Source organism: Erythrobacter sp., from assembly GCF_011765465.1.
Taxonomy (GTDB): Bacteria; Pseudomonadota; Alphaproteobacteria; order Sphingomonadales; family Sphingomonadaceae; genus Erythrobacter.
This window is the reverse complement of the sequence record NZ_CP050265.1, coordinates 3,260,213-3,274,694: the sequence shown is the minus strand read 5'-3', so window position 1 is coordinate 3,274,694 and position 14,482 is coordinate 3,260,213. Positions and strand designations below refer to the sequence as shown.

Annotated in this window: 8 protein-coding genes; all 8 read right to left on the bottom strand. The window is 66.1% G+C overall.

Annotated elements, in window-relative coordinates:
- Positions 1-78: 78 nt before the first annotated feature.
- The 8 genes from metH to G9473_RS15815 all read right to left on the bottom strand — a co-directional run bounded on the left by metH (position 79) and on the right by G9473_RS15815 (position 14,461).
- Entirely contained in the window at positions 79-2,733 is a 2,655-nt protein-coding gene (gene metH, locus G9473_RS15850) for a methionine synthase (RefSeq protein ID WP_291134758.1), read from the bottom strand.
- A gap of 2 nt (positions 2,734-2,735) precedes the next feature.
- Positions 2,736-3,797, bottom strand: a complete 1,062-nt coding sequence (locus tag G9473_RS15845) for a homocysteine S-methyltransferase family protein (RefSeq protein WP_291134756.1) — start codon at positions 3,795-3,797, stop codon at positions 2,736-2,738.
- A complete protein-coding gene (gene metF / locus G9473_RS15840) occupies positions 3,794-4,747 on the bottom strand; it encodes a methylenetetrahydrofolate reductase [NAD(P)H] (protein WP_291134754.1) in 954 nt (317 codons plus the stop codon). Before metF ends, G9473_RS15845 begins: the two co-directional genes overlap by 4 nt.
- Positions 4,748-4,775: 28 nt before the next feature.
- Positions 4,776-5,798 carry a metalloregulator ArsR/SmtB family transcription factor gene (locus G9473_RS15835; RefSeq protein WP_291134752.1) on the bottom strand — a complete coding sequence of 341 codons (1,023 nt, stop codon included), beginning with the start codon at positions 5,796-5,798 and terminating at the stop codon, positions 4,776-4,778.
- A gap of 84 nt (positions 5,799-5,882) precedes the next feature.
- Positions 5,883-6,842: an NAD(P)H-binding protein gene (locus G9473_RS15830; RefSeq protein WP_291134750.1), complete on the bottom strand. Its 960-nt coding sequence runs from the start codon at positions 6,840-6,842 to the stop codon at positions 5,883-5,885.
- Between the two features lie 131 nt (positions 6,843-6,973).
- Complete coding sequence (locus tag G9473_RS15825; protein ID WP_291134748.1) at positions 6,974-10,306, bottom strand: TonB-dependent receptor; 3,333 nt, start codon at positions 10,304-10,306, stop codon at positions 6,974-6,976.
- Between the two features lie 242 nt (positions 10,307-10,548).
- A complete protein-coding gene (locus G9473_RS15820; protein WP_291134746.1) occupies positions 10,549-11,592 on the bottom strand; it encodes a phytase in 1,044 nt (347 codons plus the stop codon).
- A 13-nt stretch (positions 11,593-11,605) separates the two neighbouring features.
- Positions 11,606-14,461 (bottom strand): TonB-dependent receptor, encoded by a 2,856-nt coding sequence (locus G9473_RS15815; protein ID WP_291134744.1) that lies wholly within the window; start codon positions 14,459-14,461, stop codon positions 11,606-11,608.
- Positions 14,462-14,482 lie beyond the last annotated feature (21 nt).

The window sequence follows — 14,482 nt, the reverse complement described above, 5'->3', positions numbered from 1 at the left end:
AGTTAGGTCAATCGCCGGGCGCATCTTTCATGCTCCATTTCGGGTGGAGCGAAACTTTCGTGCGGATAAACTCCTTTCTCAGTCGAGATTGGGGCGCAGCCAGCGTTCGGCGGTGGCCACATCGACCCCGCGCCGGGCGGCGTAATCCTCCAGCTGGTCGCGCCCGATTCGCGCCACGCCGAAATACTGGCTTTCCGGGTGGGCGAAGTAGAAGCCCGAAACCGCCGCGGTCGGATACATGGCGAAGCTTTCGGTGAGCTCCAGCCCGACGTTCTCCTGCGCCTTGAGCAGGTCGAACAGGATCGGCTTCAATGAATGGTCCGGGCACGCCGGATAGCCGGGCGCCGGGCGGATGCCGCGATACTGCTCCTTGATGAGCGCCTCGTTGGTGAACTGCTCGTCCGGGGCATAGCCCCACAGGTCCGTGCGCACGTGCTGGTGGAGCCTTTCGGCGAAAGCCTCGGCGAAACGGTCGGCGAGCGCCTTCAAGAGGATGTCCGAGTAGTCGTCCTTGTCCTTCTGGAAGCGTTCGATGTGCGGGTCGATGCCGTGGATGCCGACCGCGAAACCGCCGATCCAGTCGCCTTCGGGAGAGACGAAATCAGCGAGGCACATATTGGGCCGCTCGCGGCTCTTCCTGACCTGCTGGCGCAGGAACGGGAGGCGCACCTCGCCGCTCGACCCGTTGGCGCGCGAGGGATCGTGCACCGTCACATCGTCGCCTTCGCGCACGCAGGGCCACAGGCCCGCGACGCCGCGCGCGGTGAGCCATTTCTCGGAGATGATCTTCTCGAGCATGGCGTCGGCATCGGCCTTGAGGCTGCGCGCGGTCTCGCCCACCACCTCGTCGTCGAGGATGGCGGGATAATTGCCGTGCAGTTCCCACGCGCGGAAGAAGGGCGTCCAGTCGATATACTCGGCGAGCTCCGCCAAATCCCAGTCGTCGTAGACGTGCAGGCCCGGCTTCTGCGGGGCGACGGGCTTTTCGGGCTGCGGCGCGGTGAACTGGTTGGCGCGCGCGTCCTCGAGGCTCATCAGCTCGCTCTGGCCCTTGTTCGCGCGGGCATCGCGGACCTTTTCGTAGTCCGCCGCCGTGTCCTCGACGAAGGCATCGCGCTGCGTGTCGGACAGGAGCCGCGAGGCGACCCCGACCGCGCGGCTCGCGTCGAGCACGTGGATGACGGGGCCTTCGTATGCCGGATCGATCTTCAATGCGGTGTGGACCTTGGACGTGGTCGCCCCGCCGATCAGCAGCGGCATGGTCATGCCGGCGCGCTGCATTTCCTCGGCCACGGTCACCATTTCATCGAGCGAGGGCGTGATGAGGCCCGACAGGCCGATCATGTCGGCCTTGTTGTCGTTCGCGGCCTTCAGGATGTCCGACCACGGCACCATGACGCCAAGGTCGATCACGTCATAGCCGTTGCACTGCAGGACGACGCCGACGATGTTCTTGCCGATGTCGTGCACGTCGCCCTTGACCGTGGCCATGATGACCTTGCCCTTTGCCTTGCGCTCGGCTTCGGGAAGGAGGTCTTTCTCGGCCTCGATATAGGGGATGAGGTGGGCGACCGCCTTCTTCATGACGCGCGCGGATTTCACCACCTGCGGCAGGAACATCTTGCCCGATCCGAACAGGTCGCCGACGACGTTCATGCCGTCCATCAGCGGGCCTTCGATCACCTCGATCGGGCGCCCGCCCTTTTCTTCCGTAGCGGCGCGCATTTCCTCGGTGTCTTCGACGATATGCGCGTCGATTCCCTTGACCAGCGCGTGTTCGAGCCGTTTTTCGACCGCCCAGCCGCGCCATTCGGCGGCCTGCTTGTCGTCTTCCTTGGACTTGCCCTTGTAGCTTTCGGCGAGGTTGATGAGGCGCTCCGTGGCGGTCTCCTCGCCTTCCACCTCGCGGTTGAGGATCACGTCCTCGCACGCCTCGCGCAATTCGGGGTCGATCGTGTCGTAGACGTCCAATTGCCCCGCATTGACGATCGCCATGTCGAGCCCGGCGGGGATCGCGTGGTAGAGAAAGACCGAGTGCATCGCCCGGCGCACGGTCTCATTCCCGCGGAAGGAGAAGGAGAGATTGGAAAGCCCGCCGCTGGTCTTCGCGTGGGGGCAAAGCTCCTTGATCTCGCGCACCGCCTCGATGAAGTCCAATCCGTAGCGGTCATGCTCCTCGATGCCGGTTGCGACCGCGAAGATGTTGGGGTCGAAGATGATGTCTTCAGGCGGAAAGCCCTCGGCCACCAGCAGGTCGTAGGCGCGCTTGCAGATCTCGACCTTGCGCGCCTTGGTGTCGGCCTGCCCGACCTCGTCGAAGGCCATCACGACGACCGCAGCGCCATAGGCCATGCAGATGCGCGCGTGTTCGAGGAAGGCGTCCTCGCCCTCCTTCATGCTGATCGAATTGACGATCGGCTTGCCCGAGACGCATTTCAGACCCGCCTCGATCACCTCGAATTTGGAGCTGTCGATCATCACCGGCACGCGCGCGATGTCGGGTTCGGCGGCGATCAGCTTGAGGAAGGTCGTCATCGCCTCGACGGCATCGAGCAGCCCTTCGTCCATGTTGACGTCGATCACCTGCGCGCCGTTTTCGACCTGCTGGCGCGCGACCTCGACGGCGGCGGTGTAATCGCCGCCCATGATGAGCTTCTTGAACCGGGCGGAGCCCGTGACATTGGTGCGCTCACCGATGTTGATGAAGCGCGAAATCGAGCTTTGTTCGTTCATGTTCAGGCAGCAACCACGAAGGATTCAAGGCCGGCCAATCGCATGGCGACCTCTGGAGTGGGAATGGAGCGGGGGGAGACGCCTTCGACCGCCTTGGCGATCGCGGCGATGTGTTCGGGGGTCGAGCCGCAGCATCCGCCGAGCACGTTGACCTGCCCGTTCTTCGCCCAGTCGGCGACGAAGCCCGCGGTGGTTTCCGGCGCCTCGTCGTATTCGCCCAGCTCGTTGGGCAGGCCCGCATTGGGGTAGACCATCAACAGGGTGTCCGCGAGGCCCGACAGGCTCTTCACGTGCGGGCGCAGCTGTTCCGCGCCGAAGGAGCAGTTGAGGCCGATCGTCACCGGCTTGGCGTGGCGCACGGCATACCAGAAGGCATCGACCGTGTGGCCCGAAAGATTCCGGCCCGACAGGTCGGTGAGCGTCATCGAGATCATCACCGGGACCTCGCGGCCCAGTTCGCGTTCGAGCTTCTTGACCGCCATCACGCCGGCCTTGGCATTGAGCGTGTCGAACACGGTCTCGATCAGGATGAAGTCGCACCCGCCTTCGACGAGCCCGGCGGCCTGTTCGTGATAGACGTCGACGAGTTCGTCGAAATCGATCTCGCGGAAACCGGGGTCTTCGACATCGGGGCTCAGCGAAAGCGTCTTGTTGGTCGGCCCGATCGCGCCTGCGACGAAGCGCGGGCGGCCATCTTTCGCTTCGTATTCGTCGCAAAGCTCGCGCGCGATCTTTCCGGAAGCGACGTTGATGTCGTGCACCTTGCTTTCGGCCTTGTAGTCGGCCTGGCTGATGCGGTTCGCGGAAAAGGTGTTGGTCGAAACCACGTCCGATCCCGCGTCGAGATAGTTCCGCGTGATGTCAGCGATCACGTCGGGTCGGGTGAGCGCGAGGATGTCGTTATTGCCCTTCTGGTCGGCGTCGAGGCCGAGATCGCCCGCGTAGTCTTCTTCGGACAGCTTGCGGTTCTGGATCTGCGTCCCGAAAGCCCCGTCGGAAATCAGCACGCGCTTGGCGGCTTCGGCGAGGAAGGACTGGCGGGCCTTGCTTGGCTGGAGGCTCATGCGGCTTCTCCCTGCTTGACGGCAGCCGCCTCGGCGACCGGGCGTTTGCCGAGCATATGACAGATCGCATAGGCGAGGTCGGGGCGGTTCAGCGTGTAGAAGTGGAAATTGCGCACCCCGCCCGCATAGAGGCGGCGGCAGAGTTCGGCGGCGACGGTCGCGGCGACGAGCTGGCGCGCGGCGGGCTTTTCGTCGAGCCCTTCGAACAGGCCGTCCATCCAGTCGGGGATGATCGCCCCGCAGGCGCCCGCGAACTTGCGCGCCTGCGCGACATTGGTGACGGGCAGGATGCCGGGGATCACCAGCTTGTCGATCCCGCTCGCGGCGAGCGCATCGCGGTAACGGAAAAAGGTTTCGGCGGAAAAGAAGAACTGCGTGATTGCCCGGCTCGCGCCCGCGTCCAGTTTGCGCTTCAAATGGTCGATGCAGGACTGCGGGCAATCGGCGTCCGGGTGGGTTTCGGGATAGGCGGCGACCGAGATGTCGAAATCTGCGATTTCCTTCAATCCCTTCACCAGTTCAGCCGCCCCGGCATAGCCTTCGGGATGCGGGGTGAAGGGCGCGCCCGGCTCGCCCGCGTCGCCGCGCAGGGCGACGATGTGGCGCACGCCCGCTTCCCAGTACTGCTCGGCGACTTCGCGGATTTCCGCCTTGGACGCGCCGACGCAGGTGAGGTGGGCCGCGGCGGGAAGGTGCGCCTCCTTGATGATCCGCGAGACGGTCGCATGGGTGCGCTCACGCGTCGATCCGCCCGCGCCGTAGGTGACCGAAACGAACTGCGGCCCCAGCACTTTCAGCTGCTGCACCGCGTCCCACAATTGCGCTTCCATCTTCTCCGTCTTGGGCGGGAAGAATTCGAAGCTCACGTCGATGTCGCCGGGCAGGCCGGAGAACAGCGGCGTTTCGACCGCGGTGCGGTGTTCGTGAAGCTGGTCGAGGGTCGGGGTCATGGGTTTCGCCTTCTCGGGAAGGGTGGGTTCAGGAGGATTCGGTGACGGCTTCGCCGGCCGTCGCGGCGGCGGGGGCTTTGCGCTTTTCGCCCTTGCCCGCAGCGCCGCGGCGCGTGCCGAGCCAGATCTTGACGACGAGCTCACCGCCTTCGAGCGCGACCGGCTCCGCCGTGGCGAAGCCCGCCGCTTTCAGCAGGCTCGCCACCTGCGCGTCGGTGAAGCCGAGGCGCGCGTGCTGGTGGCGGGTGCGCAGTTCCTCGCGGTCGTGGCTGGCGAAATCGACGATCGCGATCCGCCCGCCGCCGCGGGTCACGCGGCCCGCCTCGGCCAGCGGGAGCGCGGGGTCGGGCGCGAAATGGAGCACCTGGTGCAGCACCACGGTGTCGAAACTCGCCTCTTCGAACGGCAGGTCGGCGAAATCGCCCTGGACAAGGTCGACGCGGGCGGCGGGAAGGTGCTGCAGCTTGGCCCGCGCGACCCGCAGCATTTCGAGGTTCTTGTCGAGCGCGACGATCCGCTCGGCATGGTCGCCGAAGACCTCCGCGATGCGCCCCGTCCCCGTGCCGATGTCGAGCAGCGTGCCGAGCGCCTGCCCGGCGAGCGCTTCGAGCAGGGCTTCCTCGACCTTTTCGTCGGGGCTGTGGAGCGCGCGCAGTTCGTCCCATTCGCTCGCGTGGCGGGCGAAATAGGAATGGGCGATCTCCTCACGCGCGGAGCGGATCGCGGCGAGCTTGCGCCGGTCGGCCTCGCACTGGGCGGCGAAGCCCTTGTCCTCGCCCTCGGCCACGGCGAGCAGGTTCTCGAGCGCCTCGATCACCGGCGCATCGACACCCGGGCCGCTCGCGCTCCTGAGGAAAACCCAGCTGCCCTCGCGGCGGCGTTCGGCAAGCCCGGCATCGCACAGGATGCCGACATGACGCGAGACGCGCGGCTGGCTCTGCCCCAGGACCTGCGCCAGCTCGCCCACGGCCAGCTCCATTTCGGACAGCAGCCGGGCGATGCGCAGGCGCGTGGGATCGGCAAGAGCCTTGAAGAGGGCGTCCATCTGCATGGTCCGACCATCATATAAAGATATTTTTATATGTGTAAATCGTGGAGGCCCGCGAAATTTGCGCAGCGGCCCGAAAGGGACCGGTCAGAGGGGTGCGCCGAGCAGCCGGGCGTAATGCTCGCGCAGCGTCTCCGTCCCGAATTCGGGCGTTGCCTCGGCGCTGTAGGTTCCGCTGGCGGGATCGAGCACCAGCATACTTTCGGTCGCGTAGTAATGCGCGATCCGGGCGTATTCCGCCTTCTCGGCGAACCATTCGGAAAAGGGCGCGCCCAGCGAAAGCACGCGCAAGGCGAGCGTGAACATCCCCGGCGGGACCGACTTGAACGCGGGCTCGCGCCCGGCCAGCTCGCACAGCATCGCGCCCTGTTCCTTCAGGCTGATCGCCGGGCCGGGGCCGCCTATGGGGAGGATCTGCCCGCGCTTGTCGGGATCGGTGACGCAGAGCGCGAGAAAGCGGCCGAGATCGTCGTCGGAAATCGGCTTGCAGCGGGTCAGTTCGCCGTCGCCGAAGATGAGGAAGGGCTTGCCCGCGCGCACCCGCTTCACCTGCCCCGACAGCGACTTGAAGAAGGCGGTCGGGCGCACGATGGTGTGCGCCAGCGGGCTTTCGACAAGCCGCGCCTCGAAGCGCAGCTTTTCGTGCTGGAAGGCAAGGCGCGGGCGCTGGACGCAGATCGCGGACAGCAGGATGAAATGCTCGGCGCTGCCCGATCGCTCGGCGGCTTCGAGGAGGGCGAGGTTGGCGTCGTGATCGACCGCCCGCGCGTCCCTTGGCGAGCCCGAGCGCGAGGCGATGCACGACATGACCGCCTGCGGGGCCGCCTCGGCGAAAACGGCATCGAGCGCGGCGGCGTCGGAAAGCGCGGCGAAACGGACCGCGCAGCCATTGTCGCGAAGCGCCTCGGCGGCCTCGCGGCCCGAGGCGCTGTCGCGCAGCACGCAGGTAACCTCGTGCCCGGCCCCGATGAGCGCGCGCGCCGCCGCGCGGCCGATCGTGCCGCTCGCCCCGGCCAGCAGCACCTTGCGTGCATCCCCCTGTTTCACCGCGAGCGCCCCGTCCGTTTCGCTGTCATCCCTGAGGCGATTTCATGCAGGCAAGCGGGCCCCAATGTCAAAGGGGCGGGACCGCCGCAGCGCCCCGCCCCTTTCTGCTGTCCCGCGCGGCGGGCGCGCGATCACATACGCGCGCGCACCCCGAGGAAGAACAGCGTGCCGACCGGGCTGGTCGGGAAAGCCTGTTCGGTGACGAACGGCCTTTCGTCGAACACGTTGTTCACCCCGCCATAGACGTCGAAGGTGTCGTTCACGTCGAAGGTGAAGGCGATGTCGTGGATGAAGGTGTCGTCGGCGAGGCCGTTGGCGGGCGAGAAGGTGTCGCTGCCGGTGGTCCCGACTTCCTCGATCTCGACCGCGCGCAGGCCCATGCTGTCGAAATAGGTCGTCGACCAGGTCAGCGAGAAGCCCTTCCAGTCCCAGGTGAGCGCGGCGCGGCCGGCCCATTCGGGGCGCTGCAGCTCGCCCAGTTCGGGGTCGACCAGGGTCGGATCGCCCGGATCGAAGAAGTTGTTGAGCTTGTCGACCCAGGTCCCGCTCGCATCGAGCGTGAAGCCGTGCTCGCCGATGTCGAAGCCGTAGCGCAGCGCCGCCTCGATCCCGGCGGTTTCCTGCCGCGCGAAGTTGACCGAAGTCTGGCGCAGGAAGGTGAAGCCGCCGGTCAGCGGGTTGCGGTCGATCAGCGGGCAGAAGCCGTTGTCGATCGTCGCGCTGTCGACGCAGTTGTCGACGATGTCCTGCGCCGCCACGGCGTTGATCGCGTCCTCGATCTCGATATTGTAATAATCGACGCTGACCGCGAGGCCGGGGACGAAGGACGGGGTGAGCTGCACGCCCACGGTCCAGGTCGTCGCGGTTTCTTCCTGCAGGTCGGGGTTGCCCGAGACCGAGCCCGAGAAGCGCGCGGTCAGCGGATCGACGTAGGAATAGGTCCCCGTCCCCAGCGTCGGGTCGAAACCGATCTGGTCGAAGAAGGCGGTGCAGTTCGCCTGCCGCAGCGCCGGGTCCTGCGCGGTGGCGAGGTTGTTCACGTCGCACGGGTCGAACGGGCGGAAGAAAGCGCCCTGCGCCGGGTTGAACAGCTCGTTGATGTTCGGCGCGCGCACCGCCTTGGCATAGGTGCCGCGGAACAGGATGTCCTCGCTCGGCGCGTAGAGGCCGCTCACGTTCCAGGTGAAGGTGCTGCCGACGGTCGAATAGTCGGAATAGCGCGCCGCGCCCGACACTTCGAGGATTTCGGCGAAGGGCACGCCCGCAAGGAACGGCAGGCGGACTTCGGCGAACAGGTCGTAGACGGTGAATTCGCCGCCCGCATTGGCGATCGTCGTGGCGGGATCGAACACCAGCGAGTTCTGCGAGTTCGGCAGGTCGGAGACGAGGTCGCCGGCATTGGCATCGGGCGTGTTGACCGGCACGACGCCGCGCACCAGCGGGTCGAATTCGGAGGTGCTCTTCTCCTCGCGGAATTCGAAGCCGCCGGCAAAGCCGACCGGGCCGCCCGGCAATTCGAAGAAAGCGCCGGTGTCGCCGCTGAAGATCGCGCTGAAGACGAGCTGTTCGAGCTCGAATTCATTGACCACCGTGGTGGTGATGAAGTCGATCGCGTCCTGGCTGATCGCGCCGATCCCGCCGAGGATGTTGGCCGGGCGGCACGACCCGTCGCCGGGGTTGAAGGTGAAGAAGCCCGGATCGCCCGCCGGAATGCCGAACGGCGTGGTCGCGGGCGGGGTCGGGTCGATGTCGGACCGGCAGATCGGGTTGCCCGCCGCATCGCTCGTCACGTCGATCGCGGCGAAGAAACGGTCCATGATGACGCGGTTGGCGTCGTTCGTGGTCTGGTTGAACTTGCCGTAATTGGCCGCGATCTCGTAGGAGAAATGGTCGGTGATGTCGCCGCGCATCCCGCCGACGAAGCGCCAGGTCTCGAACTCGTTGCGGTTGCGGTTCGGCCCCAGGTCCGCCGGGTCGCGGGTGATGTAGAGCCCCTCGCCCCCGCCGAAGAACAGCGGCGCGACGAAGGGCTGCAGGTCGGGCGTGATGAAGGGGTTGTCCGCCCGGATCGTCAGCAGGTCGTAGAAGGTGTTGGGCTGGGCCTGGAATTCGGCCGAGTTCGAGACATACTTGCCCTCGAAGAAGAGCGTCGCCTCGGACGAGATTTCGTAGGTCAGGTTGGTGTTGACCGACCACCGCTCGGTTTCCGGGATGAGCGAGTTGACGTCGAAATTGTTCTGGATGCCGGGGCCGCCGAACTGGTTGAACAGGCCGGTGATCGTGCCGTCCTGGTAGACCCCGACCGAACCGTCGGGATTGATCACCGCGCAGCCGCCCGCAAGGCCGAAAGCGCCGGGATTGAAAGTCGAGTTGAAGCCGACCGAGCTTTCGAGGCAGTCGGGCACGCCGTTGCCGTTGATGTCGGGGCCGTCGGACAGGCCGATGTCGCCGGGCGCGACCACCCCGCCCGCCGAGGACAGCGAAAAGCGCGGATCGGCCGCGATGAAGCGCCGCGGGGCATTGGCCGCGCGGTCGATCAGCGCCAGTTCCGCCGCCGTCAGGTTGGGCGCGACCCCGAACTGGTCGAGAAAACGCTGGCTGAAGGCATCGGCGCTGAGGATCGGAAAGCCGGTCGGGAAACCGCCCGCGCCCACGGCATAGAACTGCGCGAAATTGGGCGTGTCCGCGCCGATGTCGCCCGCCTGGAAACGCAGCGCGGGGTTGTCCTGGTCGTCGAAAATGCCGTTGTTGCGGGTGAAGGAGCGGTCGCCGAACTGCAGCTCCTCGCCATAGGCATATTCGCCCGAGATCACGAAATTGCCGCGCCCGTCGGCGAAATTCATGCCCCAGGTGAGGTCGCCGTTGATGCGGAAGGCGTCCCCGCGCGAGGAGAGGCCGGATTGCACGTTCGCCTCGAGCCCCTCGAAATCCTCGCGCAGGATGAAGTTGACGACGCCCGTGACCGCGTCCGCGCCGTAGACCGAGGACGCGCCGCCGGTCAGCACTTCGACCCGCTCGATGAGGGCGGAGGGGATCGAGTTGATGTCCACCGCCTGCTCGCCCGCGACGCCCGAGACGTGACGACGGCCGTTGACCAGCACCAGAGTGCGGTTCGATCCGAGGCCGCGCAGGTTGAGGATCGACTGGCCGACCGCTTCGCCGAAGACCCCGTCGATCGAGGCTTCGGTGGTGGTCGAGGTCGAGAGCGCGGGCACGTCGCGCAGCACGTCGACCACGTCGGCCGTGCCCGACTGGGTCAGCACTTCGCCGTCGACCGCGGTAATCGGGGCGGCGGAGCCGAGATTGGGATCGACCGCGATGCGCGAGCCGGTGACGATGATCGCCTTCTCTTCCTCGGCCGGGGGTTCGGCGGTGTCGGGGGCTTCCTGCGCCTGGGCGGCCATCGGAAGGGCGCTCGCCGCGGCGAGCAGGAGAGCGTGGGTGGAGAGCTTCGCGACGTTCATGACTGCCCCTTTTTCTGTTGCATTGCAGCAGGATTGATGCAGCCGCGAAGGGTGTCAAGGCGCTTACGCCAGATTGTAATGCCGCTGAAATATTTGGCGTAACTATGTTGCAATTTTGCCATGCTCGCCGTTCGCGCGGAAATGGCGGCAAGTCGAGCGCAAGAATTCAGTCATGCTGCAGCGCAGCATTCTTGCGGTAAACCGCTGAAACCTATGTTAGTAATGCCGCCCGGCAGGCCCGCTCAGCGCGCGCCCGCAGCCCCTTCGAGCGCGGCCAGAACCGCGTCCCAGCGTACCAGCTTGAAGTTCTGCGCAGCGTCTTCGTTCACCCCGTCCTGCGCCACGAACGCCCCGCCCGGAAAGGCCGGGCCGAAGGAGCGCGCATCGAGTTCGATCCCGTCGGTCTCCTCCGTGCCGCCGAAAGCGCCCGCGCCGATGCGGAAGCGGCCGAGCGGCTCCATTCCGGGCAGGCGGAAGACGGCATAGGCGTTGTCGCCCTGGCTGGAGGCGACGAGCCAGCCGCCGTCGCTGCCTTCGGGGGCGAGCGCCAGCCCCTCGACATCGGCGACCAGCAGGCGGTTGTCGACGCGCGCGACCAGCTCCTTCGCGCCCGTTTCCATGTCGATTGCCCAGATGCCAGCAGCCTCTTCACCGACATAGAGCGTGTTCGTGCGCGGATCCGCGACGCAGCCTTCCGGCTGGGAGGGGACGGTGGCGAGCGTGTCGGTCCGGCCTGTGACCCTCTCCCCTTCCAGCGCGAGCGCGGTGCGGTAGATCGTCCCTTCCTTGGGCGCGCTGAACACGGCGAAGGAGCCGTCCGCATCGACTGCGCCGATGCAGATGCCATAGCCCTCGCCCGGCCCGACCGCGATGCGCGCCATCGGGGTGAGCGAGCCTGTCGCGGTGTCGAGCCGCGCGACGTGGATATGCGCCGTGGCGAGATCGCTCCGGTCGCTCGCCAGCGTCAGCACCCGCCCGTCGGGCAATTCGGCGATGGCGACATTGTTGAGCCCCGGCGCGGGCAGGAAGGAAACCTCGCGCCCGGCAAGGTCGTAGACGTAAAGCCCGCCTTTCTTGTCGGTCCCGACGATCAGGCTTTTCGCCGGATCGGCCGGGTTGCGCCAGATCGCGGGATCGTCGGCGGCGTCCTCGTTGGTGGTCCCCACCGGCACGGTCTCGGCCACCGCCGTCACCGTCACCGCCGGGTCGCCCGTCACGGGAATGGAGGCACAGGCCGCCGCGATCCCCAGCGTGACGAGCGAAAAGGCGTGAAAGGGTTTCAGCATCGTGCGCCCCCTATCAGAAGGTCAGCCTAACGCCGCCCTTCATCGTCCAGTTGTAGCGTTCGAACTGCAACAGGTTCTGCCGCCCGCCGAGCCGGTTGAAGGCGTAGAATTCCGCGTCGTTGATGTTGATCCAGTCGAAATAGACCTGGACGTTGTTCGTGACGCGATAGCGCGCGGTGAAATCGAGCTGGAACAGGCTGTCGGTGAAGCGGTCGAATTCCGGGCCGTCGCCGTTGACCTCGTCGAGGAAGCCGTCGCGATAGGTTCCGGCAAGGCGCAGGCTCAGCGGCCCCTTGTCGTAACCGAGCGCGACGTTGAACGTGTTCTCGCTGGTGGCGGGAAGCGCGATCTCGCGGAAGGTGGGCGCCGCGGTGATGTCGCCCACGTCCCCGTCCGCGATCAGCCCGCTCGCGTCGGTGTAGGTGTAATTCGCCTGCACCAGCAGCCCGTCGAGGAAACCGGGGAGGAAATCGAGCCGCTGGTAGAAGCCCAGCTCGATCCCGAAGATCTCCGCCGCCGGGCCGTTCACGAAAGTCTCGCCCTGTTCGTAATCGACCCCGAAAATGCTGCCCGGCTGGTCGAGCACCAGCGTCGTCACGTAATTGTCGATGTCCTTGTAGAACACCGCCGCGGTGATCGCGCCGTTGCTGCTCATGTAATATTCGAAGCTGGCATCGAGGTTCCAGGCTTCGAACGGCTGGAGCGTCGGGTTGCCGATCACCGCCTCGCGGTTCTCGTCGAGTTCGAAGCGCGGGGCGAGCTGTTCGAGGTTCGGACGCACGAGGCTGCGATAGCCGGCGAAGCGCATCACGAATTCGGGCATCGGCGTGTAGCGGATGTTGAGGCTGGGCAGCCAGTGGTCGTAATCGCGCTCGAATTCGACCGGCGTGACGATCACCGTGTCGTCGGCCGCGACCCCGCCGCCGGGCAGGTCCTGGCCTGCCTCGAACAGCGCGGTCTCGAAGCCCGACAGGCGGTTGTCGGTCCGCTCGTAGCGCACGCCGCCGATGACGAGCCACTGGTCGTTCTCGAACCGGCCGAGGAGGTAGCCTGCGAAAATGTCTTCCTCGGCCACATAGTCCTCGTTCGCGCTGTCGAGCGCGGTGTCGACGGCGTTAAGCTCGAAGGTGTTGAAATTGGACCGGAAGAAATCGGTCGCCTGCGTCAGGCCCGGCAGCGGGTTGAGGTCCGCTAGCGTGTTCGACGGCCCTTCGCCCAGCACATCGGCGAGCGTGTAGTCGTCGCGTTCGTAGAACTCGATCTCGCCGTTGAAGCGCTTTTCGCGCCAGCGCGCCTTGAGGCCGCCCTGCAGCGTGATCGTGCCCGCCTCGGTGTACCATTCGTGGCCGAGGTCGAAGCGCGCGGCGAATTCCTCGTCCTCGGCATCCGACAGCGCGGTCAGTTCGATCTCGTCGAGTTCGTAGAAGGAGGGGTCGAGGAAGTCGGCGGTGTTGCCGGTGACATTATAGGCGGGCACGCGCGGGTTCGAATAGTCGAAGCCGATGCCGAGGCCCGAATCCTCGAATTCGCCGACGAAGATCGTGGGATCGACCGAGCCGTTCTCGAATTCGGAGGACTTCGCCCAGCTTACCGAATATTCCGCGAACAGGCCGTCCCAGCGGCTTTCCCCGCCAAAGGTGACGGTGCGGATGCGCTGGCGTTCGAAGCGGTCCTTGATGTCGCGCTCGATCGCGATTGCCGCCTCGTCGTCCGGGTCGGTCGGATCGCGGATGTCGTCGAACACGGGGCTGAGGCCATTGCCCGAGACGTTCGCATCGCCAAGGTCGAAGGTCAGGCGGCGGCGGAATTCCTGGTCGTCGAACTGGCTGAACACGCCGCGCAGGTAAAGCTCGGTGGATGAGCCCACGCGCGCGTCGAAGCCCAGGGTCGCGCTGATGCGTTCGCGCTCGACGAGGTAGTCGCGGTACTGGACTTCCTCGGCGTAGATCAGCCCGCCGTCCTCGGTCCAGTCGTCGGCCTCGACGTTATCGGTCTGGAATTCGCGGTTGTAGAAGCTGATCCCGCCCGAAACGCCGAAATTGTCGGACAGCTTGGTGGAGAAATCCGCGCCGAGATCGGGGGTCAGCGTGTCGCGCAATTCGTTGTAGCTGCCGCCCAGCTTGACGACATAGAGGTCTTCCTTGCGGTCGAAGGCGCTGGTCGTGTTGATCTCGATCGAGGCGCCGATCGTGTCCGCGTCCATGTCGGGGGTGAGCGATTTCTTCACCTCGATCGATTCGATGATCTCGCTTGAGACGACATCCAATGCGACCCCGCGAATATCGCCTTCGGGCGATGGGATGCGCACGCCGTTGACCGAGGTGGCGTTGAGATTGGGGTCGAGCCCGCGCACCGCGACGAAGCGGCCTTCGCCCTGGTCGTTGAGGACGTTGATGCCGGGCAGGCGGCGCAGGCTTTCGGCGACGTTCTGGTCGGGGAACTGGCCGATCGCATCGCGCGTGAGGACGTCGGAAATGCCGTCAGCGGCGCGCTTTCTCGAAAGGGCGCTGGCCTGGCTCGCGCCCTGGCCGACGACGAGGATCTGGCTGCCCGACTGGCCGAGCGCGAAATCGACCGTGATCGCGCCGGTTTCGGGCACGGTGACGCGCTTCGACACCGGGTCCGCCCCGACATAGCGCGCGGTGATGGTGTAGGTGCCTGCGGGAACCTCGCCGAAAGTGAAGGTCCCGCCGCGCTCGGTGTTCACCTGCCGGCCGAGCTCCTCTATCTCGACCTGCACGGCACGCAGCGCGATGGTTTCGCTCGCATCGACAACGGTCCCGCTGACCTCGCCGGCGATGGCGGGTGCGGCAATCCCGCAGGCGAGCGCGGTGGCGGCGGTGGCGGCAAGCAGGCGAAAGCGCGTCATGAAATTCCCCCTCGTGGAAAC